Genomic DNA, 25032 nt, shown 5'->3' on the forward strand with positions numbered 1-25032 from the left:
GGGCGCCGGAGTTGGGGCGTACGGTGGAGAGGTGGGAGAGGCTCCGGGAGAGGTCGGAGTGCCGCCTGGAGAGTCGTTCCTTCCATCCCGTAATGTGGCTTTTGTCGTCCGGCGAGCAGCAGCCGGACGCGGCTCTTGGGGAAGGGACTCCAGAACTTGATGGAGCGCACTGTCGTCCGTTGTGCCGATGGGCACGTGTTCAGCACCGCTTCGTTCCCGATGCAGCAGGCCGAGCGGCTCGGTCCCGGAAGACTCGTCCGGTGCCCTCGTTGCGCCCGGCTTCGCAGCGTCGTTCCGGTGACCTTGGAGAAGCGATAAAGGAGTAGCACCCAGGCGCGCGGACCGTCCGATGGTGGTCGGTCCGCGCGCCTTGCGTATCCTCGGGGCGTGCTTCTCTCAGACAAGGACATCCGGGCCGAGATCGATGCCGGGCGAGTACGGATCGATCCCTACGACGAATCCATGGTGCAGCCGTCCAGTGTCGACGTGCGCCTCGATCGCTTCTTCCGGGTGTTCGAGAACCACCGCTACCCCCACATCGACCCCTCCGTCGAACAGGCGGACCTCACGCGCCTCGTGGAGCCGGAGGGCGACGAGCCCTTCATCCTCCACCCCGGCGAGTTCGTCCTCGCCTCGACGTACGAGGTCATCTCGCTCCCCGACGACCTCGCCTCGCGCCTGGAGGGCAAGTCCTCCCTCGGCCGCCTCGGCCTCGTCACCCACTCCACCGCCGGTTTCATCGACCCCGGCTTCTCCGGGCACGTGACGTTGGAGCTCTCCAACCTCGCCACCCTCCCCATCAAGCTCTGGCCCGGCATGAAGATCGGCCAGCTCTGTCTGTTCCGGCTCTCCTCGCCGGCCGAGTTCCCCTACGGCAGCGAGCGCTACGGCTCCCGCTACCAGGGCCAGCGTGGCCCGACGGCCTCCCGTTCCTTCCTCAACTTCCACCGGACGCAGGTATGAGCGACGTACGGGAGAACCTGACGTACGAGCGATTCGGCGTCGCCGTCCGCGAGCTCGCGCAGACCATCGCCGACGACGGCTACGAGCCCGACATCGTCCTCTCCATCGCCCGCGGCGGTGTGTTTGTCGCGGGTGGCCTCGCGTACGCGCTGGACTGCAAGAACATCCACCTGGTCAACGTCGAGTTCTACACCGGCGTAGGCACCACCCTCGACATGCCCGTCATGCTCGCCCCCGTCCCCAACACCATCGACTTCTCCTCCAAAAAGGTCCTCATCACCGACGACGTCGCCGACACCGGCAAGACCCTCAAGCTGGTCCGCGACTTCTGCCTCGACACCGTCGCCGAGGTCCGCAGCGCCGTCATCTACGAGAAGACGCAGTCACTGGTGAAGTGCGAGTACGTGTGGAAGCGGACGGACGAGTGGATCAACTTTCCGTGGAGTGTGCTGCCTCCGGTGGGTAGGTCGGGCGAGGCGCCGAAGGAGAACAAGGAAGCGGTCTAGCACGCATTCGTCAGCACCCAGGTGTTAGTGGATATCGGTCATCTGGGTAGCACGTCTCGGTGGACTGGATATCTCCCGTGAGCACCTTGGCCGGTGCCGTGGTCGGCGTGAGCTCCGCTCTGATCGCTGAGCGCATTCGCTGGCGTCGTGACCAAGAGCGGGAGGGCGTCCAGACACGCAGGGGCGTGTACTCCGAGTTCCTCATGGCGCTCAGCCGAGGACACTCCGACATGCGGACAGTCGTCTTCCGAGTCGATGGCGCGACCGGTGATCGACTTTACGCCGACCTTCATCAGGCTCTGGATGGCTCGGGTGTATGGCGGCTGAGGCAGAGTCTGTCGCTCACTGCTTCGGCCGAGATCATTGGGCTGGCTGTGAAGGCTTGTGACGCGTTGATCAGCATGAGAGACGGGCTCGTCGCAGACCCCGACCTCAGAGGGGACGCGTACTTTCAGGTACGGGCTGATCTCTGGCGGGAGAACGCTCATCTCCGGGAGGCCATGCGCAGAGACCTGGGGATGAGCGGCCTGCCGGATCCAGAGGTCGGCCATTACCGGTATCCCGCCACATCGTGAACAACCGGTGGGGGCCGCCTACCTCTTCTGCGCCCTGTAGCGCTTCATCAGCGCAGTGATCCGTGCCTGGTCAGCCTGGCCATTGAGTTCGGCCAGGAGATCGTCAGGACACAACTCGTAGAAGTCGCCCCACCATCGACGTCCCCGGTTGTCCCAGATCCGGTAGCCACCCGGCACGCCCCGGGCGACGTAGCGTCTCCTGCTCACGGTCCCCCGTTCCCGGCACAGCCGCGTGCGGTCCGTCAGTGAGTCACTCCCGACGCGCGACCATACGCGGGCTGCGGCCAACAGGCGAGGGAGTATGCGACTGCTGACCCACCCGGGCTGGCCGGACTGGTTAGCCTTCTCGGAGTCGAGGAGGAGTCATGGCACTGGGCCGCAAGGGAGCGCGACGCATCGTCGTGGACGGTACGGCTTACCGCTGGCGGTTGCGACGCAGGCCGACCTACTTCCAGGCTCTTGCCTGGACACCGTGCACGTTCGCGGTCGAGCACGCGGACGTTCCCGGGACGACGCTCGTGGTCACCACCGACCAGCCGCACCCGAGCAACTGGTTCGGGCGCGAAGCCAAGCCCGTCCTGCCGTCCGACGTCACCCGGACCATCCAGCTTGCTCTTCGTGAGGGCTGGACCCCAACGGCTCCGGGCTCCCCGTTCCACCTGAACCTCTCCACCGGCTTCACGCCCTCGCCCTGAGCAAGCCAAAGGGGCTCCCCGTTGTGGGGAGCCCCTCTTCGGCGTACTTGGAGGACCGTCGCCTAGAAGGTGCCCAGCTTCACGATCGAGAGCAGGGCGATCAGTTGGATCGACGCCGCGCCCAGGGCCTTCGGCCAGGGGAGGTCGTGGGACTTGGAGACCATCAGGGTCAGGAGGGCGCCTGCTGCCACCCAGGTCGCCCAGCCGACGCCCTGGACGAAGGTGGCGTCGCCGCCGAAGAACATGGCGAGGACGAGGCGGGGGGCGTCCGTCAGGGACATGATCAGCATGGAGAGGCCGACCGTGGGCTGCCAGGCGCCGTCGCCGCCGAGTTGGCGGGCCAGGGTGTGGGTCACCACGCCCAGGACGAAGGAGGACAGGACCATCGCGACCGCCGTCGTCAGGACGATCGGCACCGCGTTGGAGAGGGTGGCGTTTATCGCGTCCTCACGGGCGCCGTCGAAGCCGAAGACGGCGAGCAGGCCGTAGAGGAACGTCACGATCAGGGCCGGGACCCACATCGTGTAGTCGCGCATCTGGAGGAAGGTCCGGTTGGGGGCCGTGACGATGCCCCTCAGGAGGTCCTTCCAGTGGAGGCGGGGGCCCACCGGGCCGGCCGGCGGGGTCGAGCCCGCGCGGTACGTGCCGCCCTGGTTGTAGGGGTCCTCGCCGACCGAGAAGGCCTGGGTGTGACCCGGGTTGTTCGCCGCGTACGGGTCGTGGCCGCCGTCGCCGAAGTACTCCGGCTCGTCGTAGCCGCCGCCCTGGGGGCCGCCGTACTGCTGCTGCCCCGGGTGCGGGTGCGAAGGCGGCGCGGGGTAGCCGCCGTACGACGGTCCCTGCGGGGCCTGCTGCCCGTACGGAGGTTGTTGCGGTCGCGTGTGAGGAGCGCCGTTGTCCCGGCCGCGTCCGATCCTGAATCCAGCCACGCCTTCGAACGTACCTGGTCCCGGAGAGTCACGTGCCGGGCCCGAGGGTTCGGGCCCGGCTTTGCGGCCGAGCTGTGACATCCCCTAAGGGGTTGTCATGCCTGTCCCTGACACGTCGTGAGGGTCAGCCCGTGATCGGCGTGCTGAGCTCCGGCTGGGGGTGTGCGCCCAGACCGATCGAGGCCGCACCGAAGCTCACAACACCCTTCGTCGTCAGCCGGGTCGAGGTGCCCTTGAGGAACCACAGGGCCCCGTCGTGAGCGTTCTCACCAGGCGCGCCGACGGCCAGATCGGCCTTGCCGTCACGGTTGGTGTCGGTCAGCTGGACGGCGGTGCCGAACTGGTCGTCCCGCTCGGACGTGCCGGGGACGCCGGCCGTGTCCTGCTGGTAGCTGTACGACGTGCCGGGCGACAGGCCCGTCGTACCGGCCGGGACGACCGTGACCGAACCGGCGTACTCCTTGCTGCCGATCGTCTCGTGGCGGGCCCCGACCGCGAGGTCGGCGCGGCCGTCGCCGTCGATGTCGCCGACCGCGGTGGCGTAGCCCGGGCCGGCCTCCCCGGCGAACGTCCTGGCGGAGCCGCCCGGCGACAGGTACACCGCCTGGCGGGCGACCGTGGCCAGGTTGCCGCCGCCGATCACCAGGTCGTCCGTGCCGTCGCCGTCGATGTCGCCGGCGGTGAGGCTGTCGAGGCCCAGAGCGTTGCGGCCGCCCGGTGCGAAGCCGGTGCGGCCGGCCAGGGTGCTGCCCTTGCCGGTGCCGCCGAGGTAGAGGGAGACGCCGTTGTAGTTGCCCGCGCCCACGGCCAGGTCGTCGCGGCCGTCGCCGTTGAAGTCGCCGGGCAGGCCCGAGGGCGCGGCCGTGGCCGGGGCGGCCAGGGTCAGCGGGGCGAGGCCCGCGGCCAGCAGGGCCGCGAGCGCCGTCGTACGGATGCGCACGGGTCAGCCTTCCAGGACGTCGCCGAAGTACGCGTCGCCGGAGGGGCCGCCCAGGGTCGGGCCGCTGAAGGACTTCGAACCGGTGGCGGTGATGCCGGAGGTGGTGGACTTGAGGAACCAGACGGCGCCGTCGCTGCTGTTCTCGCCGGAGGCGGAGGTCACCAGTTCCGTGCGGCCGTTGTTGTCGATGTCCGTGAGGTGGACCGCGTAGCCGAAGTGGTCGTAGGACTCCGCCGTGCCGGGGACGTTCGCCGTGTTCTGGGAGTAGGACTTCGAGCCGGTGCCGGTCAGGCCGGAGGCCGAGCCGCGCAGGACGGTGACCGTGCCCGCGTGCTTCGCCGAGCCGATGGTCTCCTGCTCGGAGCCGACCGCGATGTCGGCGTAGCCGTCGCCGTTGACGTCGCCGGCCGACAGGCTCCAGCCGAAGAAGTCGAACTTCTCGGCCGTGCCGGGGACGCTCGCCGAGTCCTGGGTGAACTTCACCGGCGTACGGGTGGACACGCCCGTGGACGCGCCGTACGTCACCGTCACCGCGCCGCCGAGGCCGCCGTTCGGCTCGGACGTCGACTTCTCCATGAAGTTGCCGGTGACGATGTCGCCGTAGCCGTCCTTGTTCACGTCGGCGATGACGCCGGCGTAGCCGCCCGCGAGCTTCTTGCCGACCTTGAGGGTGGTGGTGGCGTCGCCCGTGTAGAGGACGCTGCGGGTGCGGTAGTCGCCGGTGCTGGTCTCCTCCTGGCCCATGACCAGCAGGTCGGTGCGGCCGTCGGCGTTGACCTCGCCCGCGATGAGGCCGTCGGGGTAGATCGTGGTCTGGGCGATCGTGTCGACGCCGACGAGCGAAGCGGCCTTGCCGGTACGGGAGACGGGGCCGCGGAAGATGTTCAGGGACGGCGTGGAGTTGTTGCCGGCGGCCAGGTCGGTGTGGCCGTCGCCGTCGAAGTCGCCGGCCGCGAGGGACCAGCCCAACTCGTTGCGGTACTCCGGCAGCGGGGAGGAGATGTCGGTGCCGGACTTGATGCCGGTCGCGCCGCCCCACAGCACGGTCAGCGCGCCGTAGGAGTCGGTGGAGCCGATCTTCTCGCCGTGCACACCGACCACGAGGTCCGTGTAGCCGTCGCCGTCCATGTCGCCCGTGGTGAGGCGGTCGCCGAAGTAGTCGCCGGCCTCCGGGGTGCCGGGGATGCCGTCCGTGGCCTGGCTGATGATCTGGCGCTTGCTGGTGTCGAGGCCGCTCGCACTGCCGTAGACGACGGCGACATAGCCCGCGCCGGTCTTGCCGGAGATCTTGGCGATGGGGGCGGCGATCGCGACATCGCGGTAGCCGTCGCCGTTGAAGTCGCCGGCCAGGCCGGAGGGGGCGGCGGTCGCGGTCGTCGCGGCCGAGAGGGTGAGCAGACCGCCGGTGAGGGTGGCCGCGACGGCGGTCGCGAGGGTGGTTCTGAGGTGACGCATCGGGTTCTCCTGGAAGAAAGCGAGGAAAGCGAAGAAAGCGCGGAGGGAAAGGTCAGTCGAGGAAGCCGCCGCCGTACTCCGGCAGGTGGACGGCGCCCGTCGCGGTCGGTGTGGTGCTCGTGCCGCGCATGAGCAGGGCGTCGCCGTTCGCGCCCACCGTCAGGTCGGCCTTGCCGTCGCGGTCGAGGTCGCGCAGGCGGACCGGGGAGCCGAAGGAGACGTAGGAGTCGGCCGGGCCGAGCACCGTCTGCGGGATCCAGGTGGAGCGGGTGCCGGTCAGGCCGCCGGAGCCGCCGCGGAAGACGGTGACGCCGCCTTGGTCCTCCTTGCCGTCCACGTCCTCCTGCGGCACGCCGACCGCGAGGTCCGCGTAGCCGTCGCCGTTGGTGTCGCCGGCCGAGACGGAGTAGCCGAAGTTGTCGCCCGCCTCGAGGCTGCCGGGCACACCGGAGGAGGCCTGGTTGTACGTCATCGAGCCGCTCGGCCCCGAGGACGTCCCGTGCCAGACGCTGACGATGCCCCTGCCGTCGTTGTTGTCGGGCAGGCCGACCGCGATGTCGCCGTACCCGTTCTTGTCGAAGTCGCCGATCGCGGCGGCCCACGGCTCACTGGCGTACGTCTTGGAGGCGCCCGAAGTCAGGCCCGACGAGGCGCCCTTGAGGTACCAGATGCGGTTGGCGGGCCGGTTGTCGACGAACTGCGTGCCGAGGACGACCAGGTCCGTCCTGCCGTCGCCGTTGACCTTGCCGGCGGCGAGGCCGTGCGAGTACCAGCCCTGGCCCACCTTGTCGATCTTGCTGACGCTGCCCGTCGTACCGGACTTGGTGAACGGGCCGCGGTACAGCCACGTCTCGTTGCCGCCGATGACGGCGAGGTCGGGCGAGCCGTCGCCGTTGAAGTCGCCGGTGGCGAGCTCGCTGCCGAAGTGGGACTGGGAGCCGCTCGCGCCGGACTTCGGGGCGAGGCCGGTGCCGCCGGACAGGCCCGTCCTGGAGCCCCAGACGATGGTGACCGTCCCGCGGTACTGCGCGCTGCCCACGTGCTCCGTGTCGTTGCCGACGACCAGGTCCGCGTAGCCGTCCTTGTTGAGGTCGGCGCTGCTGATCGACTCGCCGAAGTAGTCGTCCTCCTCGCCGGTCCCGGGGATGCCGGCGCTGTCCTGGTGGACGACCTGGGTGCGCGTCGTGTCGAGGCCGCTCGCGCTGCCGTAGACGATGTTGACGGCGCCGCCGGTCCAGCCGTCGTCGCCGGAGATGCCCGAGTAGTAGTGGCTGTACGCCAGGTCCCGGTATCCGTCGCCGTTGAAGTCGTCGTAGTGCTTGGCGACCGCCGCCGACGCGGGGGCGGCGAGGAACAGCGGGGTGAGGCCCGTCGCCACGAGGGTGACGGTCAGGGCGGCTGCGGTGCTTCTGCGCATGGGTATCGCTCCTGTGGGTCAGCCGATGAGGCCGGCGCCGAACGCGCCGTAGCCGCTGGACATGCCGAGGGAACCGGGTCCGAAGGAACGGATGCCGGCGGTGGTGATGCCGCTCGTCGTGCCGTGCAGCGACCAGACGGCGCCGGTGCCCTCGTTCTCGAAGCCGGCGGTCACCGTGTAGTCGGCGCGGCCGTCGCCGTCGACGTCGGAGAGCAGCACGTCCGAGCCGAAGTAGTCGGTGGATTCCGAGGTGCCGGGCACGTCGTAGGTGTCCTGCGAGATCGCGCGGCCGCCGTCGAGACGCGGGCCGACCAGCACCATGGAGGCGCCGGCGTCCTCGGCCTGGGTGGTGTCCTCGAAGGGGACGCCGATCGCGAGGTCGCCGCGGCCGTCGGCGTTGAAGTCGCCGATGGAGACCGCGCCGCCGAAGCCGTCGCCGGCCTCGTCCGTGCCCGCGACTCCCTCGGAGCTCTGGGTGAGTTCGGCCATCGGCGCGTCCCCGTTGACGGGCCCGCCCGCCGAGCCGCGGATGACGACGACCCGGCCGCCGAGGCTGCCGGACTGGTCGTCCTCCTCGGTGAAGACGTTGCCGAGGGCGATCTCGTCGTAGCCGTCGCCGTCGATGTCGCCGAGCGCGATCGACGTGCCGCCGTTCAGGGGGCGCGGCGAGCTGGTGTCGGGGCCGGCGGCGGAGCCGAGGTAGGCGACGCCCCTGGACCAACTGCCCGAGGCGTGCGAGGTGTTGTGGGTGCGGTAGGTGAGGACCAGGTCGGACTTCTTGTCGCCGTCGGTGTCGCCGGCCTTCATGGCGTCGACGGAGTACGCCGTCTCCGGCAGGCCGATCTTCTTCACCGTGCCGGTGGTGCCGGACCTGGTGAAACCCCCGCGGATCACATACGACTTGGTGCCGCCCGTGCCGACGGCGAGGTCGGCCCTGGCGTCGCCGTCGAAGTCTCCGGTGGTGAGGAGGCTGCCCCAGTTGTCGTGGGAGGAGACCGCCGGGTCCTTGACCGTGGTGCCGCCCTTGACGCCGCTCGCGGAGCCCCACAGCACGGTGACGGAGCCGCCGTCGACGTCAGTGCCGACGTCCTCGCCGGGGGCGCCGACGGCGAGATCGGTGTAGCCGTCCTTGTTGAGGTCGGCGATCGCGAGGGCCTCGCCGAAGGCGTCCTCGGCCTCGGCGGTGCCGGGCACGCCCGTGGTGTTCTGGCTGAGGACGGTGCGCTTGGCGGGGTCGAGGCCGATCTTGGTGCCGTACAGGACGGCGACGTAGCCGGCCATGCCCTTGCCGCCGACCTTCGCGTACGGCGCGGCGAACGCGACGTCGCCGTAGCCGTCGCCGTTGAAGTCCGCGGTGTACTGCTTCGTCGTGGCCGCCGTCGAGGCCGGGGCCGCGAGGGTGAGCAGGCCGCCGGTGAGCGCCACCGCGGTGGCGATGCGCAGAAGTCGCATGGGGTTCTTCCGTTTCGGGGGTACGTCGAGGTCGTACGGCGCCGGGCCACCGGGCCGCGGACCGGCCCGGTGGCCGAGTGGTTCAGCCGCTCAGTGGCCGAGTGGCTCAGCCGCTCAGCCGCTCAGCCGGTCAGTCGGTCAGTCGGCGAAGTTGGCGCTGAAGGCCGGGCTGCCCGTCGTCGAGACGCCCGACGTGCTCGGGGAGACCGTGCGGGAGCCGGCCGTGGTGATCTTCGTACCGTTGGAGGGCAGGTAGAGGACCGCGCCGTTGCCGTCGTTCTCGTACGAGCCCGCGATCAGGTCGGCGCGGCCGTCGCCGGTGACGTCGTCGAGCTTGACGTCGGCGCCGAGCGCGTCGTTCTTCTCGTCCTCGCCGGGCACGCCCGCGGTGGACTGGGCGAAGGACTGGGCGCCGGAGGAGGTGTTCAGACCGGAGGCCGAGCCGTACAGGACGGTGACCATGCCGGTGTCCGTGACGCCGTCGATGTTCTCGCCGGCGACGCCGACCACGAGGTCCTGGAAGCCGTCGCCGTTGATGTCGCCGAGGTCCAGTTCGTAGCCGAACCAGTCGTTCTTCTCGGAGGTACCGGGGACGTTGCCGGTGTTCTGGGTGATGCCGGTGACCGAGCCGGCGCCGCTCGCGGAGCCGTAGGTGATCCACACCTTGCCGCCGTCGGCGCCGCCCGGGTAGGTGACGCTGCCGTCGTCGGTGGTCTTGTTCCAGTACATGCCGGAGACGATGTCGCCGAAGCCGTCGGCGTTGATGTCGCCGATCGCGGTGATGGCACCGGGCTTGAGGGTCTGCGCGGACGCGACGGACAGGCCGCTCGCGGTGCCCGGGACCAGGTAGTTGGTGTTCCAGCCGTAGTCGGTCTCGGTCTCGAAGCCGTCGACCACCAGGTCGGTGCGGCCGTCGCCGTTGACGTCGCCCGCGGTGAGGTTGAGCGGGCCGCGGGCGCTGCCGCCGGACTGGATCGGGGGCTTGATGGTGGAGCGGCCGCCGACCGCGGTGCCGGAGGCGCTGATGCCGCCCTTGTAGACGTAGATCGTGCTGGAGGTGTTGCCCACCGCGAGGTCGTCCGTGCCGTCGCCGTCGTAGTCGCCGGCGGCGAGGTTCTTGCCCCAGGTGTCGTGCGAGGAGGGGGCCGGGTCGGCGATGGTCACGCCGGTGCCGGTGATGCCCTTCGTGGAGCCCCACAGCACGGCGAGACCGCCGCCGTCGGTGTCGCTGCCGACGTCCTCCCAGGGGGCGGAGACGGCGATGTCGTCGTAGCCGTCGTTGTTGAAGTCGCCGTAGGCGGTCTCCGCGCCGAAGAAGTCGTCCGTCTCGGCGGTGCCGGGCACGCCCGTGGTGTTCTGGCTGATGACGGAGCGCTTCGCGGACGACACTCCGGTGCCGGTGCCGTACAGGACGACGAGCTGCCCGGCGCCCCTCTTGCCGTTGACGTACGCACCGGCGGCCGAGAAGGCCACGTCGCCGATGCCGTCACCGTTGAAGTCGGCCTTCGGTACGACCGTCGAGTCCGCGGCCGTCGCCGTCGCGGCCGAGAAGGTGAGCAGACCGCCCGTCAGCGCGGCCGCGGTGGCCGTCGCGAGGGCGAGTCGCAGATGGTGCTGGTGCATGCGGGTTCTCCTGCGGCATGCGGGGACGCCTGGCGGGGCGTCCACAGTCGATGGGGGCGGACCGGCCGTGTTCGCCGGGAGTACTCCTCGGCTACACAGGTCGGTCGGCGCACAGGAGACCTCTGTCGGTACGTAAGGGTTGTACGTGTGTTCGGTAAATTCTTGTGCCCTCTGTGACCGCTGGGGTTTCTCAGTCGACTTCCAGGAACTCCGAGGTGGAGAAGGTGACCGTCGGCTCGGTGCTCACGAGCCCCTTCTTCGCCCCGGGGAAGACGGCGACAGTGTCCTTGGTCTCGCCCTGGTACGTGCGCACCGCGAGGTCCGCCCGCCCGTCCCCGTCGAAGTCGCCCACGGCGAGGACCCGGGTGGTGCCCACCGCGCCCGGCTCGACGGTGACCATGCCCGACGTCGACAGTCCGGCCGTACGGCCTCGGAACACCTTGATCCGCGACCCGCTGGAGACGAGTTCGCTCAGCCCGTCGCCGTCGAAGTCGGCCGCGTCGAGCATGGAGCCGGGGGAGGAGAGGGTGGCGCGGCCGGCGGTGGGCAGGTCGTAGCGCAGGGCGGTGCCGCCCATCGCGCCGATCGCCGCGTCCAGGGCCTTGCCCTTGCCGAAGCGGCCGAGGGCGACGTCGATGCCGGCCGGCAGGAGGGTGCCGGTGCTGGTCGGCCCGGTGGGGCCGCCGAGGACGAGGGCGGAGGTGGCGGTGCCGTCCGCCGTACGGACGACCAGGTCGTCGTATCCGTCGCGGTTCACGTCCGTGGCCGGGCCCGTGGGGAGCTCGCCGGGGGCGGTGACGGGAGCAGTGGCCGCCTTCGGGGCGCCCTTCTTGGTGAACGGGCCCCGCAGATAGGTGAGTCGGGAGCCCGACGCGTGCAGGACGAGGTCCTGGGCGTCGTCCCCGTCGAAGTCGCCGCACACCGGCTGGTCCGGCCAGTCGTTGCCGGCCCGGGCGCGTGCCGGGACGACGAGCTTGACCGCCTTGCCGGTCAGGCCGGACGGGGATCCGAAGAGGATCTGGAGCGGGACCGGCGGCTGTCCCTGGCCGTCGTAGGGCGGATCGGTCGACACGACGAGGTCCGTGAAGCCGTCCCCGTCGAGGTCACAGGTGGCCTCCGCCTCGAACACTGCGGGCAGTTGCCCCTTGGTGGCGACGGCCTGCTTCGCCGGACTCAGCAACTGTCTCGCTCCCGGCGTCAGCCCGCGCGCGCTCCCGTACACGACCCCGATGCCCGCGTCGTCCGCGTGCTCCTGCGCCTTGACCAGGTCGTCGAGTACGAGGTCCCGGTGGCCGTCGCCGTTGAAGTCGTCGGCGACCTCACTGCCCTTGCCGCGCGGGACGGGCAGCTTCGCGGGAGCGTTCGCGGCGCGCACGGGCGGCGTGCTGTGGTCGGCGCTCTCGGCGTGCTGGGTGGGTCCGCAGGAGACGAGCAGGAGGGCGCCGCAGAGCACCGCCGTACCCGCCCCGGCCATTCGCACGCGCACCGCACACCTCGTCAGCATCATCGACAACGAACCCCGGCAATGATGCACGCGTTCGAGCCCGGGGTTAAGGGGGAGTTCAGCCGGGGTTTGCGGGCAGGGGCCCGCGTGATGGCCGCATACGTGCCGCAAGCCATGATCGATGCATGACCGAGATCGTGCTGATGTCAGATCCCCGGATCGCGGCGGTCCCCGTGGCCGACAGGGGTGAACCCTTCGTCGACGTAAGGGAGTTCCTCGACGTCGACCCGCGCAGGGAGGACGCGTACGGGGCCTTCGCGCATCTGCGTGAGGGCGTCCTGGCCCGGCTGCTGAAGGCGCAGGAGCTGCTGCCGCAGGGCCTCCGGCTGCTGTTCGTCGAGGGGTACCGGCCGCCCGCCCTTCAGCGCCTCTACTTCGAGAAGTACGCCCGCACCCTGCGCACCGCCCACCCGGACCGGACGGAGGCGGAGCTGCGGGACGCCACCAGCCGGTACGTCTCCCCGCCGGAGATCGCCCCGCACAGCGCCGGCGCGGCGGTCGACCTCACCCTCGTGGACGCCGACGGACACGAACTCGACATGGGGACCCGGGTCAACGCCAGTCCGGAGGAGAGCGACGGCGCCTGCTTCACGGACGCCCCCGGCATCGGCGCCGAGGCGCGCGCGAACCGTCGGCTGCTCGGCACCGCCCTGACCGCGGCCGGCCTGGTCAACTACCCCACCGAGTGGTGGCACTGGTCCTACGGCGACCGCTACTGGGCGCTCGCCACCGGAGCCGGACAGGCGCTCCACGGCCCTCAGGAACTCCCCGTCGTACGGCTCGCGCGGTACACCAAGGCCGACCTCGCCGAGATCACCGGCGGTGCCGAGGACCCCTTCGAGGTCGCCGCGTACGGGGTGACGGCCCGGGACAAGGACGTGCACTTCGGGGTCCGCAGCGAGGGCCGGCTGGTCGCGCACGCCGGGCTGGTGGAGGCGGACGTCGAGGTGGGGGAGCGGCGGTTGCGGGTGGCCGGGCTCGGCGGTGTGGTCGTCGCACCCGGCATGCGAGGGCACGGCCTGGCCCGGCTGGTCGTGGACACGGCCGTCGCACACGCCCGGGGAGCCGGGGCGGAGTTCGGGCTCCTGTTCTGTCTGCCGGACCGGGTGGAGCTGTACGAGAAGCTGGGGTGGCGGGTGCTGCCGGGCGGTATGCGCATCGAGCAGCCGGGCGGGGTGATCGACCATCCGCTGCGGACGATGTGGACGCCGCTGGCGGAGGGGGCGGTGTGGCCGCAGGGGCCCGCGCGGCTGCGGTCGATGCCGATGTAGTGCTGGGGAGCGCTGTGGTGCCCGGGGGTCCGCCAAGGCGGTCCGGGCGCCGTGACGACGTCGTCGCAGCGCTGGTCCAGGTGGGGGGCGGCCTGCGAGCAGTTCCTGGAGGCCGTCCACATCGCCCTCGCGCAGCGCCTGGAAGAACCGCGACGCCAGTTCCGTCCGCTCCTTGTGGCTCGCCTCGAACCGGGGCCGGCCCTCGGCCATGTGGCGCCGCGCCCGCACCACCAGCTGACGGCACGCCGCCTCCGAGCGCCCCACCGCCGACGCGACCTCGGGAAAGCCGAAGTCGAACACCTCCCGCAGCACGAACACCGCCCGCTCCAGCGGACTGAGCCGCTCCAGCAGCAACAGGGCCGCCATCGACACCGAGTCCGCCAGCTCCGCCGACCGCTCCGGGTCCTGGTAGGGGTCGGCGAGCAACGGCTCCGGGAACCACGGCCCGACGTAGGCCTGACGGCGGTCACCGGCACCAGGGCCGGCGCGATGTCGACCACGGCGGGCAGGATCAGGCCGACGGCGGCCAGCAGTTCGAGGACGCCGAGACTCTTCAGGAAACCGACGCTCACCTGTGCCGTCCAGCCCCCGCCGGGGGCTGCGGCCAGCTTCTCCCGGGGCACGAAGGTCTTGGTGACGCCACCGGCCAGGGCGACCGCGGCGAGCAGTGCGGCACCGATCCACAGGGCGAGGTTCATCGTCCACTCCTTGAGTCCTTGAGCGAGGTTGTCGTCGTCCCCTACGACAAGACGGCGGCCTCGCCAGTGACATCGCCGAGCACCTGGACCGGATCCGGAGCCTTGTGGCCGGTGAGCCACGACGCCCCCCACACCCAGGTGGGCGTGAGGGGCGTCGGAGTGCGGTACGGGCTACTTCACCGGCTCCGGTTCCGGGGCGGGCTCCGTCTCCGTCGCGTCCTGCGGGTCCACCGGGGTCTTCACGGACTCCAGCAGGAGCTGGGCCACGTCGACGACCGTGATGGACTCCTTGGCCTTGCCCTCGTTCTTCTTGCCGTTGACCGAGTCGGTCAGCATGACGAGGCAGAACGGGCAGGCCGTGGAGACGATGTCGGGGTTCAGGGAGAGGGCTTCGTCGACGCGCTCGTTGTTGATGCGCTTGCCGATCCGCTCCTCCATCCACATCCGCGCACCACCGGCGCCACAGCAGAAGCCGCGCTCCTTGTGGCGGTGCATCTCCTGCTGACGCAGGCCCGGGACGGCCGACATGATCTCGCGCGGGGGCGTGTAGATCTTGTTGTGACGGCCCAGGTAGCAGGGGTCGTGGTAGGTGATGAGGCCGTCGACCGGGGTCACCGGGAGCAGCTTGCCCTCGTCGATGAGGTGCTGGAGCAGCTGGGTGTGGTGGATGGTCTCGTAGTCGCCGCCGAGCTGCGGGTACTCGTTGCCGATCGTGTTCAGGCAGTGCGGGCAGGTGGCGACGATCTTCTTCGCCGACCGCGGCTTCTTCGTCGACTCGTCCTCGTCGTCCTCGCCGAACGCCATGTTCAGCGCCGCGACGTTCTCCATGCCGAGTTCCTGGAACAGCGGCTCGTTGCCCAGCCGGCGTGCCGAGTCACCCGTGCACTTCTCGTCGCCGCCCATGATCGCGAACTTGACGCCCGCGATGTGGAGCAGCTCCGCGAAGGCCTTGGTGGTCTTCTTGGCGCGGTCCTCCAGGGAGCCCGCGCAGCCGACCCAGTACAGGTACTCGACCTCGGACAGGTCCTCGATGTCCTTGCCGACGACCGGCACCTCGAAGTCGAGTTCCTTGAGCCACTCCAGGCGCTGCTTCTTGGCCAGGCCCCAGGGGTTGCCCTTCTTCTCCAGGTTCTTGAGCATCGTGCCCGCCTCGGACGGGAACGCGGACTCGATCATCACCTGGTAGCGGCGCATGTCGACGATGTGGTCGACGTGCTCGATGTCGACGGGGCACTGCTCGACACAGGCGCCGCAGGTGGTGCAGGACCACAGGACGTCCGGGTCGATGACGCCGTTCTCCTCGGCGGTGCCGATCAGCGGGCGCTCGGCCTCCGCCAGAGCAGCGGCGGGCACGCCGGCCAGCTGCTCCTCGGACGCCTTCTCCTCGCCCTCCATCGTCTTGCCGCCGCCCGCCAGCAGGTAGGGCGCCTTGGCGTGCGAGTGGTCCCGCAGCGACATGATCAGCAGCTTCGGGGAGAGCGGCTTGCCGGTGTTCCAGGCCGGGCACTGCGACTGGCAGCGACCGCACTCGGTGCAGGTCGAGAAGTCGAGGAGGCCCTTCCAGGAGAACTGCTCGACCTGGGAGACGCCGAAGACGTCGTCCTCGCCCGGGTCGGTGAAGTCGATCGGCTTGCCGCCGGAGGTCATGGGCTGCAGGCCGCCGAGCGCGGTGGAGCCGTCAGCGTTGCGCTTGAACCAGATGTTCGGGAACGCGAGGAAGCGGTGCCAGGCGACGCTCATGTTGGCGTTCAGCGAGACGACGATCATCCAGATGAACGAGACGCTGACCTTGATGCCGGCGAAGAGGTAGACCAGCGTCTGCAGCGTGGAGACGTCGAGCGTCCGGAACGCGGCGACCAGCGGGTACGAGGCGAAGAACGCGGCCTCGTAGTGGTCCACGTGGTGCATCGCGCCCTCGAGGCCGCGCAGCACGTAGATCACGATGCCGATGGTGAGGATGACGTACTCGACGAAGTACGCCTGCCAGGCCGTGGAGCCCGTGAAGCGGGACTTGCGGCCGGGGCGCGAGGGCAGGTTCAGCAGGCGGATCGCGATCAGCACGGCGATGCCGAGGCCGGTCATCACGGTGATGAACTCGACGTACATCTCCCAGGGCAGCCAGCCGCCGATGACCGGGAGGACGAAGTCGGCCTGGAAGAGCTGGCCCAGGGCCTGGCCCAGGATCGGGATCAGCGTCAGGAAGCCCATCGCCACGAACCAGTGGGCGAAGCCCACGATCCCCCAGCGGTTCATCCGCGTGTGGCCGAGGAACTCCTTCACCAACGTCACACTGCGCTGGTAGGGGTTGTCGATCCGGGTGCCGGCGGGCAGAGGCTGGCCGAGCATGAAAAACCGGACGAACTGCGCGATGACGCGTGCGAACAGTGCCGCGCCGACCACGGTCAGGACCAGCGACACGATGATCGCGGCGAGTTGCATGTCGGGGCTCCTCGGGCCTGCGATGGGGTTCTTTCGAGCGGGGTGAAGCGAGATTACTAAGCGGTAACTTATGCAGTTCTACGAGAGTACCCGCATCGTCTCTCGCACTGTAGCCAGCCGTGCGGTGATCTATGTCGCTGAGGGTTGCCTTAAGAACTGACCGTGTTATTCGTACCAAATTGATACATTCGCCCCTAATTTAGACCTGTGCTCTACGGGATCGCAGCCGCCACGACCGCCCTCCTTCTCGCCACCGTCCTCACCGCACTGCTCCGCACGGCCGCTCTGCGGCTCGGGGTCGTCGACCGGCGGTGGCAGCACCGCAAGGTGCCGCTGTTCGGGGGTGTGGCGGTGGTGCTCGCGACCTGCCTGGTGGCGGTCGTGGGGGACCGGACCGGTGTCGCGCCCCTCGGCTCCGGCGTCGGCGAGCTGCTCGTCGCCGGGGCCGTGGTCGCCGGGCTGGGGCTGTTCGCGGACGTACGGCGGGTCAAGGCGCGGGCGCTGGTCGCCGGTACGGCGGTGGCGGCGGCCTGTGTCGTGCCGTACGGGGAGACCGGTGTCGCCGGGGGACTCCTCGCCGTCTGCTGGATCGTCCTCGTCACCGTCGGCTTCCGGGCTCTGGACCATGCCGACGGTCTCGCGGGGGCCGTCGGGGTCGTCACCGCCTTCGGGGTCGGCGCCTGTGCCGCGGTCGAGGTGATGGACGGGCTCGCGGTGCTGCTGAGCGTGCTGGCCGCTGCGCTGACCGGGTTCCTCATGCACAACTGGCCGCCCGCGCGCGTGGGGCTCGGTTCGTGCGGGTCGCTGTTCGCCGGGTTCGTGCTCGCCTCGGCCGCGGTGGTGACCCGGGCCGGCTACGGGCTCGGCTCCAGCGCGGCGGTGCTGTTCGCGCTGACGGCCCTGATCGCCGCCGAGGTCCTCCTTGTCGCCCTGACCCGCCGCGGCACCGGCACCGGCCACCTCGCCCACCGGCTCAGGCGGCTCGGGCTCACTCCGCAGGGAGTGATCGTCGTCCTCGGTGCGGGAGCCTTCTGCGGGGTGCTCGTCGGGGTCCTCGTGCACGTCGGGTGGCTCGCGGAGTCGGGGGTCCTCTGGGTGGTCGCGGGCGCCCTGATCGTCGTTCTCGCACTCCTCCGTGCGAAGCCGTCCGCGCAGGTCAGAGCTCAGTTGCGTGTAAGGAACGGATAAGAGTTGAGCCCTCCTGGCTCAGGTCTGTTGACCGAGCGGCGGGCGTCATGCACACTTGAGTCCGTTCCACTCAAGTCAGCTGGAGGAAATCACCATGGCACGTGCGGTCGGCATCGACCTGGGCACGACGAACTCGGTCGTCAGCGTTCTGGAGGGCGGCGAGCCCACCGTCATCACCAACGCCGAGGGTGCCAGGACCACGCCGTCCGTCGTCGCCTTCGCGAAGAACGGTGAGGTGCTGGTCGGCGAGGTCGCCAAGCGCCAGGCGGTCACGAACGTGGACCGGACCATCCGCTCCGTCAAGCGCCACATGGGCACGGACTGGAAGGTCGAGCTCGACGGGAAGCCCTTCAACCCGCAGCAGATGTCCGCGTTCATCCTGCAGAAGCTGAAGCGCGACGCCGAGTCCTACCTGGGCGAGAAGGTGACCGACGCGGTCATCACCGTCCCGGCGTACTTCAACGACTCCGAGCGTCAGGCGACGAAGGAAGCCGGCGAGATCGCCGGTCTCAACGTCCTTCGTATCGTCAACGAGCCCACCGCGGCCGCGCTCGCGTACGGCCTCGACAAGGACGACCAGACGATCCTCGTCTTCGACCTCGGTGGCGGCACCTTCGACGTGTCCCTCCTGGAGATCGGCGACGGCGTCGTCGAGGTGAAGGCCACCAACGGTGACAACCACCTCGGTGGTGACGACTGGGACCAGCGCGTCGTCGACTACCTGGTGCAGCAGTTCAAGTCCGGTCACGGCGTGGACCTCGCCAAGGACAAGATGGCCCTCCAGCGCCTCCGCGAGGCCGCCGAGAAGGCCAAGATCGAGCTGTCGAGCTCCACCGAGACCTCGATCAACCTGCCCTACATCACCGCCTCCGCCGAGGGCCCGCTGCACCTGGACGAGAAGCTCACCCGGGCTCAGTTCCAGCAGCTGACCGCGGACCTCCTGGAGCGCTGCAAGACCCCGTTCTTCAACGTCATGAAGGACGCCGGCGTCTCCATCAACGAGATCGACCACGTCGTCCTCGTCGGTGGCTCCACCCGGATGCCCGCCGTGGCCGAGCTCGTGCGCGAGCTCACCGGCGGCAAGGACGCCAACAAGGGCGTCAACCCGGACGAGGTCGTCGCCATCGGCGCCGCCCTGCAGGCCGGTGTCCTCAAGGGTGAGGTCAAGGACGTCCTGCTCCTCGACGTGACCCCGCTGTCCCTCGGTATCGAGACCAAGGGCGGCATCATGACCAAGCTCATCGAGCGGAACACGACGATCCCGACCAAGCGGTCCGAGATCTTCACCACCGCCGAGGACAACCAGCCCTCCGTGCAGATCCAGGTCTACCAGGGCGAGCGCGAGATCGCGGCGTACAACAAGAAGCTCGGGATGTTCGAGCTGACCGGTCTGCCGCCGGCCCCGCGCGGTGTCCCGCAGATCGAGGTCGCCTTCGACATCGACGCCAACGGCATCATGCACGTGACCGCGAAGGACCTGGGCACGGGCAAGGAGCAGAAGATGACCGTCACCGGTGGCTCCTCGCTGCCGAAGGACGAGGTCAACCGGATGCGCGAAGAGGCCGAGAAGTACGCGGAGGAGGACCACGCCCGCCGCGAGGCCGCCGAGTCCCGCAACCAGGGCGAGCAGCTCGTCTACCAGACGGAGAAGTTCCTCAAGGACAACGAGGACAAGGTCCCCGGCGAGGTCAAGACCGAGGTCGAGGCCGCCGTCGAGGAGCTGAAGACCGCGCTCAAGGGCGAGGACACCGCCGAGATCCGCACCGCCACCGAGAAGGTCGCGGCCGTCTCGCAGAAGGTCGGCCAGGCCATGTACGCCGACGCCCAGGCCGCGCAGTCCGCGGGTGGCGCCGACGCCGGTGCCGAGGCTCCCAAGGCCGACGACGACGTCGTGGACGCCGAGATCGTGGACGACGAGCGCAAGGACGGTGCCGCGTGACCGAGGAGACCCCGGGCTTCGAGGAGAAGCCCGACGTCCCCTCCGGCGCGACCCCCGACGACGCCGAGCCGAAGGCCGCCCCTCAGGAGGGGGCGGCCCCGGCCGGGGACGCAACAGCACAGATCGCCGGTCTGACGGCCCAGCTGGACCAGGCCCGCAAGGCGCTCGAAGAGCGCACCGCGGACCTCCAGCGGCTCCAGGCCGAGTTCCAGAACTACCGCCGCCGCGTGGAGCGGGACCGGATCACGGTCAAGGAGATCGCCGTCGCGAACCTCCTGACCGAACTCCTGCCCGTGCTCGACGACATCGGCCGCGCGCGGGACCACGGCGAGTTCGTCGGCGGATTCAAGTCCGTCGGGGAGTCGCTGGAGACCGTCGCGGCGAAGATGGGTCTGCAGCAGTTCGGCAAGGAGGGCGAGCCCTTCGACCCGACCATCCACGAAGCCCTGATGCACAGCTACGCGCCGGACGTCACCGAGACGACGTGCGTGGCGATCCTGCAGCCCGGGTATCGCATCGGCGAGCGCACCATCCGCCCCGCGCGGGTGGCCGTCGCCGAACCGCAGCCGGGCGCGCAGACGGTCAAGGCCGAGGAGGACTCCACGGCCGACGACGACAAGGACAACGGCCCTGAGGAGGGCTGAGGTCACCACTGAGCGGGACGCCAGGAAGGGGGCGCGTCGAGGATGAGCACCAAGGACTTCATCGAGAAGGACTTCTACAAGGTCCTCGGCGTCCCCAAGGACGCCACCGAGGCCGAGATCAAGAAGGCGTACCGGAAGCTCGCCCGCGAGTTCCACCCGGACGCCAACAAGGGCAACGTCAAGGCCGAGGAGCGCTTCAAGGAGATCTCCGAGGCGAACGACGTCCTCGGTGACCCCAAGAAGCGCAAGGAGTACGACGAGGCCCGCGCCCTCTTCGGCAACGGCGGCTTCCGCCCGGGGCCGGGCGCGGGCGGCGGCTCCTTCAACTTCGACCTGGGCGACCTCTTCGGAGGCGGCGCGCAGGGCGGTGGCGCCGGGGGTTCCGGTGGCTTCGGCGGCGGGATCGGCGACGTCTTCGGGGGTCTGTTCAACCGGGGCGGTACGGGCACGACCCGTACCCAGCCCCGGCGCGGCCAGGACATCGACACCGAGGTCACCCTGAGCTTCACCGAGGCCATCGAGGGTGCCACGGTGCCGCTGCGGATGTCCTCGCAGTCCCCGTGCAAGGCCTGCTCCGGCACCGGCGACAAGAACGGCACACCGCGCGTGTGCCCGACCTGCGTCGGCACCGGCCAGGTGGCGCGGGGCTCCGGCGGCGGCTTCTCCCTCACCGACCCCTGCCCGGACTGCAAGGGCCGCGGACTGATGGCCGAGCACCCCTGTCTGGAGTGCAAGGGCAGCGGCCGCGCCAAGTCCTCCCGGACCATGCAGGTCCGCATCCCCGCCGGGGTGACGGACAGTCAGCGGATCCGGCTGCGCGGCAAGGGCGCACCGGGCGAGCGCGGCGGTCCGGCCGGAGACCTGTATGTCACCGTGCACGTCGACACGCACCCGGTCTTCGGCCGCAAGGAGGACAACCTCACGGTCACGGTCCCGGTCACGTTCACCGAGGCGGCCCTCGGCGGCGAGGTGAGGGTCCCGACCCTGGGCGGCCCCGCCGTCACGCTGAAGCTGCCGCCGGGCACGCCCAACGGTCGCACCATGCGCGCCCGCGGCAAGGGCGCGGTCCGCAAGGACGGCACCCGCGGCGACCTCCTGGTCACCGTCGAGGTGAGTGTCCCGACGGACCTGACGGGGAAGGCTCGTGACGCACTCGAGGCGTATCGCGAGGCGACCGCGGGCGAGGACCCGCGGGCGGAGCTGTTCCAGGCCGCGAAGGGAGCTTGATCGAGATGGACGGCCGTCGACGCAATCCGTATGAACTGACCGAGGAGACCCCGGTCTACGTCATCTCGGTGGCGGCCCAGCTCTCGGGCCTGCATCCGCAGACCCTGCGCCAGTACGACCGTCTGGGCCTGGTCTCCCCGGACCGCACCGCCGGCCGGGGCCGCCGCTACTCGGCCCGTGACATCGAACTGCTCCGCGCGGTGCAGGCGTTGTCGCAGGACGAGGGCATCAACCTCGCCGGCATCAAGCGCATCATCGAGCTGGAGAACCAGGTCGCCGCGCTGCAGTCCCGCGTCGCCGAGATGGAGGCCGCCCTCGACGGCGCCGCCGCGGCGATGCAGCAGCGTGAGGCGGCGGTGCATGCGTCGTACCGCCGTGACCTGGTGCCTTATCAGGAAGTGCAGCAGACCAGCGCGTTGGTGGTGTGGCGTCCCAAGGGGCGGCAGGACTGAGGTACCCAAGTGCATGCGAAGGGGCCCGGAGGACGAACCTCCGGGCCCCTTCGCATGTGCGGGCTCAGAGCCAGGAGTCCCAGATGCCGTACGCCATCGGCGTGGACGCGGCCTCCGTGCCGGCGGCGTCCAGGCGGACGACGCGGTAGTAGTACAGGCCCAGCGTGTCCTCGTGGACCGTCTTGTCCATGTGGAACACGGCGTCGTACATCGTGCCCTCGGTGAGGGTGACATAGGCGGCCGAGGCCGGGTCCCAGCGCTCCACGCGATAGCTCGCGAACCGGCCGCAGTCGCCGAGGCCGGAGCTCTCGGAGCAGCCGACGTACAGCTCCGGGTACTGGTCCTCACGGATCCCGGTCCCCGTCCAGCCCGGCGGCCGGGTGTCGGGCAGGGTGACGGAGAGCTCGGCGGGGTGGAAGGCCTCGGGGCCGGCGTACCAGTCGATCAGGGGGGAGCCGTCCGTGGCGGCCACCTTGTAGGTGTGCGCGGCGCCGTCGGGGACCGTCGGGCAGAGGATCTCGGTCTCGGCCAGGGAGTCGCCCGTCCAGCAGTTCTGGTCCCATACCGTCTCGCCGGTCTCCGGGTCCGTGACGCCCTGCCACACCTTGTAGCCCGTGACGTCGTCGTCGGCCGGCGGCGTCCAGGTCAGGCGTACACCGAGCGGGATCTGCTCGGCGGCCAGGTTCTGCACCGGTGCCGGGCGCTCGGTGTCCGGCGTGGTCCCGGTGGCGGCGGGGCCGGGCTGCGACTCATGACCGTACGGGTCGATCGTCATGACCGTGTAGTCGTACGTCGTCTCGGAGGCACCGGAGACGTCCCAGCAGACGCCGTTGATCTGCCGGGCACCGGCGTAGTCGGGGGCGTCGCCGGTGTTCCAGGTCCAGTACGTCTCCGGGTCCGTCAGCGGCAGGTCCTGCGAGCTGTTGGGCTTGCAGGCGGTCACCACGCTGCTCTCGCCGGTCGCCTGGTCGGTGCGGACGATCCGATAGGTGAGCAGCGGATCGTCCTCGCCGAAGGTCCACGGGTCGGCGCTGCTCCACTCGATCATCACCCCCTCGTCGAACCGGCTCGCGGTGGTGCGGAACGGCGCGATCGCATCGGGCCGGTCCGCCATCGTCAGCGTGACCTCCACCGGGGCGGCCGCATTGCCCTTCGCGTCCACCGAGCGCACCGCGTACCGGTAGCTGTCGGCGACCGCGAGCAGCTGGCGCGGCACGGCGTCGGTTGCCGTGGTGGTGGTCGGGGTGGTGCCCGTGGCGCCGGGCAGCGCGTCGAGCCAGCCGCCGGTCGCCGCGTCGTACTGCAGGACCTGGTACGAGGCGGCCCCGTCGACGGCCGACCACAGCATGTGCGGAACGCCCGACCGGTACTCGACGCGCGCGTCGGCCGCGGTCGCCGGCGGTGTCAGGTCCGAGGTGGTGAAGGTGGCGGCGGGTGAGTACGCGGACCAGTTCCCGACGGCGTCGCGGGCCCGGCCCCGGTAGGTGACCTCGCTGCCGTCGGCGGCGTGACCGGTGTCGCAGATCGCGCCCTTGGTGCCGGTGTACACGGTGGCCCAGGTGTTGGTGGCGGAGTTCAGCCGCTGCATCTCGTAGAGCGCGATGTCGGCCGCGTTCTCCGCGGTCGTGACCAACTCCGGGGCCGCGTAGGGCTGGTCCACCGGGCACGCGTCCATCTCGACGAACGGCGCGGCGGGCGGGGTGGTGTCCACGCTCGTGACCGCCTGGTCGGCGGTGCCGGTCGAGACGTTGCCCGCCTTGTCGTAGGCGCGGACCTCGTAGTAGTAGGTCGCACCGGTGGGCGGAGGGGTGTCCGTGTACGAGGTGGAGGTGGTCGTGGCGAGCGCCTTGCTGCCGAAGGAGGCGCCCTTGAGCCGCCGGTAGACCTTGTACCCGGCGAGGTCCATCTCCTTGTTCTTCGCCCAGCCGACCTTGGCCTTGTTGCCGCTCTTGTCGTACGAGACGGAGATCCCGGCCGGGGTGAGGGGCTTGACCTTGTCGACGGTGGCGGAGGTGCGCGGGGTGTAGCCGAACTTGACCTTGGCGGAGCCGGTCCAGTTGACGTAGTCGACGCGGAGGGTGTGCTTGCCGGAGGGGATGGTCACGTTGACGGTCCTGGAGACGGTCGACGAGACGTTCTTCCAGAGGTCGATCTTGCGGACGCCGTCGACGTGGACCCGTATGCCGTCCAGCCCGGAGGCGGCGAGGGCGAAGGGGCCGCCGGAGCCGAAGTCCCGGGTGACGGACCAGCGGACGCCGAAGTTGTCGCTCGGCAGGCCCGACGCCGGAGCCCCGCTCCAGCTCTGGTCGACGGCGCTGTCGCAGTCGGTCTTCCTCGGGGTGCCGGAGAAGCTCGTGTTCGCGAAGAACTGCCGCTTGAAGACCGGCGAGGTGCAGGTGGTCGCGGCGGAGGCGGGCGTGAGCGTGAGCAGGGTGCCCGCGGTGGCGAGTACGACGGCGGTCGCGGTCGTACGTCTGGCTGGGTTCATGCGGTCCTTCGGTCCTGTCCGACGACGGGAGAGATCACCGTCGTCGAATCAGGACCGGCAAGGGCACCGATTGGTTGTACGGCGTGTCTCAGGGAAATCCGTCGAAGACCAGGTCGGCGGCCGCCGCCCACATCGACTCCGCGCCCGTGCCGAACGCGGCGGCCAGCGCGTACCCGACGGCCGCGTCCATGGCGTCCGGCTTGGCGTCCGACCGCCACTCGGCGGCCTTCACCTCGCCGGCGCCCTTCGAGTGGAAGTCGCCGAACCGCCGGCCGTCGCGCAGGAGGCGGCTGTCCGGCATGGAGTGGGGCACCAGCCGCCAGTGCCGGCCCGCGTGCCGGACGTCGACCCGGTACGAACGCCGGATCAGCCGTCCCCGGCCGGGGGACAGCGCGGCCGCCTCGCCGCCGACGGTGAGGATGAGCAGACCGGCGTCCCGGGTACCGATCGGGATGTCCCCGTCGGCCTTGGTGCCGGTCGCCCGGCTCAGCACGACCCGCGGTATCGCCTCGCCCTCGACGACGACTTCACCCCGCCAGGTGTTCAGGCGGACGGTGAGCGGGCCGAAGAGGGTGTCCGTGACGGAGCTTTCGCTGATGGTCATCCGGTCCTCGTGGAGTCGTCAGG

The 25032-nt window shown here is 70.2% G+C and carries 21 protein-coding genes and 3 pseudogenes; 11 read left to right on the top strand and 13 right to left on the bottom strand.

Annotation, left to right across the window (positions count from 1 at the left end; all coding sequences use genetic code 11):
* The first annotated feature begins 387 nt into the window (after positions 1–387).
* The 3 genes from dcd to OHU89_RS26435 all read left to right on the top strand — a co-directional run bounded on the left by dcd (position 388) and on the right by OHU89_RS26435 (position 2044).
* A complete protein-coding gene (dcd, locus tag OHU89_RS26425; protein ID WP_037702868.1) occupies positions 388–963 on the top strand; it encodes a dCTP deaminase in 576 nt (191 codons plus the stop codon).
* Entirely contained in the window at positions 960–1469 is a 510-nt protein-coding gene (locus tag OHU89_RS26430) for a phosphoribosyltransferase (protein ID WP_405646360.1), read from the top strand. Before dcd ends, OHU89_RS26430 begins: the two co-directional genes overlap by 4 nt.
* Before the next feature lie 230 nt (positions 1470–1699).
* Complete coding sequence (locus tag OHU89_RS26435) at positions 1700–2044, top strand: hypothetical protein (RefSeq protein ID WP_405646362.1); 345 nt, start codon at positions 1700–1702, stop codon at positions 2042–2044.
* An 18-nt stretch (positions 2045–2062) separates the two neighbouring features.
* On the opposite strand, the gene OHU89_RS26440 is transcribed toward OHU89_RS26435, so the two are convergent.
* Positions 2063–2251, bottom strand: coding sequence for a hypothetical protein (locus OHU89_RS26440; protein ID WP_266889698.1), 189 nt, complete (start codon positions 2249–2251; stop codon positions 2063–2065).
* A 158-nt stretch (positions 2252–2409) separates the two neighbouring features.
* Between OHU89_RS26440 and OHU89_RS26445 the strand changes: the two genes are divergently transcribed.
* Positions 2410–2739, top strand: a complete 330-nt coding sequence (locus OHU89_RS26445; RefSeq protein ID WP_405646364.1) for a hypothetical protein — start codon at positions 2410–2412, stop codon at positions 2737–2739.
* A 62-nt stretch (positions 2740–2801) separates the two neighbouring features.
* On the opposite strand, the gene OHU89_RS26450 is transcribed toward OHU89_RS26445, so the two are convergent.
* The 7 genes from OHU89_RS26450 to OHU89_RS26480 form a co-directional block, all read right to left on the bottom strand.
* Positions 2802–3749 carry a Yip1 family protein gene (locus OHU89_RS26450; protein ID WP_266889693.1) on the bottom strand — a complete coding sequence of 316 codons (948 nt, stop codon included), beginning with the start codon at positions 3747–3749 and terminating at the stop codon, positions 2802–2804.
* 43 nt (positions 3750–3792) lie between these two features.
* Complete coding sequence (locus tag OHU89_RS26455) at positions 3793–4608, bottom strand: FG-GAP repeat protein (protein WP_405646366.1); 816 nt, start codon at positions 4606–4608, stop codon at positions 3793–3795.
* A gap of 3 nt (positions 4609–4611) precedes the next feature.
* Positions 4612–6063 (bottom strand): FG-GAP-like repeat-containing protein, encoded by a 1452-nt coding sequence (locus OHU89_RS26460; RefSeq protein WP_405646368.1) that lies wholly within the window; start codon positions 6061–6063, stop codon positions 4612–4614.
* A 52-nt stretch (positions 6064–6115) separates the two neighbouring features.
* A complete protein-coding gene (locus OHU89_RS26465; protein ID WP_405646370.1) occupies positions 6116–7480 on the bottom strand; it encodes an FG-GAP and VCBS repeat-containing protein in 1365 nt (454 codons plus the stop codon).
* 18 nt (positions 7481–7498) lie between these two features.
* Positions 7499–8932: an FG-GAP repeat protein gene (locus OHU89_RS26470; protein WP_405646372.1), complete on the bottom strand. Its 1434-nt coding sequence runs from the start codon at positions 8930–8932 to the stop codon at positions 7499–7501.
* Positions 8933–9070: 138 nt separating this feature from the next.
* Positions 9071–10555: an FG-GAP-like repeat-containing protein gene (locus OHU89_RS26475; protein ID WP_405646374.1), complete on the bottom strand. Its 1485-nt coding sequence runs from the start codon at positions 10553–10555 to the stop codon at positions 9071–9073.
* Between the two features lie 190 nt (positions 10556–10745).
* Positions 10746–12029 (bottom strand): FG-GAP repeat domain-containing protein, encoded by a 1284-nt coding sequence (locus tag OHU89_RS26480; RefSeq protein ID WP_405654661.1) that lies wholly within the window; start codon positions 12027–12029, stop codon positions 10746–10748.
* A 155-nt stretch (positions 12030–12184) separates the two neighbouring features.
* Between OHU89_RS26480 and OHU89_RS26485 the strand changes: the two are divergent.
* Both OHU89_RS26485 and OHU89_RS26490 read left to right on the top strand, forming a co-directional pair.
* Positions 12185–12826 (top strand): annotated as a pseudogene (locus tag OHU89_RS26485) (M15 family metallopeptidase); the annotation flags it as partial.
* A gap of 90 nt (positions 12827–12916) precedes the next feature.
* The gene (locus tag OHU89_RS26490; RefSeq protein ID WP_405654664.1) at positions 12917–13330 is read left to right on the top strand and encodes a GNAT family N-acetyltransferase; all 414 of its coding nucleotides are present in this window, start codon (positions 12917–12919) and stop codon (positions 13328–13330) included.
* 93 nt (positions 13331–13423) lie between these two features.
* Here the strand turns inward: OHU89_RS26490 and OHU89_RS26495 are convergent.
* The 3 genes and pseudogenes from OHU89_RS26495 to OHU89_RS26505 all read right to left on the bottom strand — a co-directional run.
* Positions 13424–13795: pseudogene (locus OHU89_RS26495) on the bottom strand (sigma factor-like helix-turn-helix DNA-binding protein); the annotation flags it as partial.
* A 53-nt stretch (positions 13796–13848) separates the two neighbouring features.
* Positions 13849–14028, bottom strand: a pseudogene (locus OHU89_RS26500) (DoxX family protein); the annotation flags it as partial.
* Between the two features lie 171 nt (positions 14029–14199).
* A complete protein-coding gene (locus OHU89_RS26505; protein ID WP_405646376.1) occupies positions 14200–16467 on the bottom strand; it encodes a (Fe-S)-binding protein in 2268 nt (755 codons plus the stop codon).
* A 207-nt stretch (positions 16468–16674) separates the two neighbouring features.
* On the opposite strand from OHU89_RS26505, the gene OHU89_RS26510 reads away from it, so the two are divergent.
* From OHU89_RS26510 to OHU89_RS26530, 5 genes are all read left to right on the top strand, one after another.
* Positions 16675–17655 (top strand): MraY family glycosyltransferase, encoded by a 981-nt coding sequence (locus OHU89_RS26510; RefSeq protein ID WP_405646377.1) that lies wholly within the window; start codon positions 16675–16677, stop codon positions 17653–17655.
* Positions 17656–17749: 94 nt separating this feature from the next.
* Entirely contained in the window at positions 17750–19594 is a 1845-nt protein-coding gene (dnaK, locus tag OHU89_RS26515; RefSeq protein WP_405646379.1) for a molecular chaperone DnaK, read from the top strand.
* Complete coding sequence (grpE, locus tag OHU89_RS26520; RefSeq protein ID WP_266889665.1) at positions 19591–20238, top strand: nucleotide exchange factor GrpE; 648 nt, start codon at positions 19591–19593, stop codon at positions 20236–20238. Before dnaK ends, grpE begins: the two co-directional genes overlap by 4 nt.
* 42 nt (positions 20239–20280) lie before the next feature.
* A complete protein-coding gene (gene dnaJ / locus OHU89_RS26525) occupies positions 20281–21465 on the top strand; it encodes a molecular chaperone DnaJ (protein ID WP_266889662.1) in 1185 nt (394 codons plus the stop codon).
* 5 nt (positions 21466–21470) lie between these two features.
* Complete coding sequence (locus OHU89_RS26530; protein WP_266889660.1) at positions 21471–21917, top strand: heat shock protein transcriptional repressor HspR; 447 nt, start codon at positions 21471–21473, stop codon at positions 21915–21917.
* A 64-nt stretch (positions 21918–21981) separates the two neighbouring features.
* Here OHU89_RS26530 and OHU89_RS26535 read toward each other — a convergent pair whose 3' ends face one another.
* Positions 21982–24405 carry a PA14 domain-containing protein gene (locus OHU89_RS26535; RefSeq protein ID WP_405646381.1) on the bottom strand — a complete coding sequence of 808 codons (2424 nt, stop codon included), beginning with the start codon at positions 24403–24405 and terminating at the stop codon, positions 21982–21984.
* A gap of 88 nt (positions 24406–24493) precedes the next feature.
* Positions 24494–25009, bottom strand: coding sequence for a hypothetical protein (locus OHU89_RS26540; protein WP_405646383.1), 516 nt, complete (start codon positions 25007–25009; stop codon positions 24494–24496).
* Positions 25010–25032: the final 23 nt, after the last annotated feature.

Origin of the sequence: Streptomyces sp. NBC_00019, assembly GCF_045041015.1 — a bacterium.
Lineage (GTDB): Bacteria > Actinomycetota > Actinomycetes > Streptomycetales > Streptomycetaceae > Streptomyces.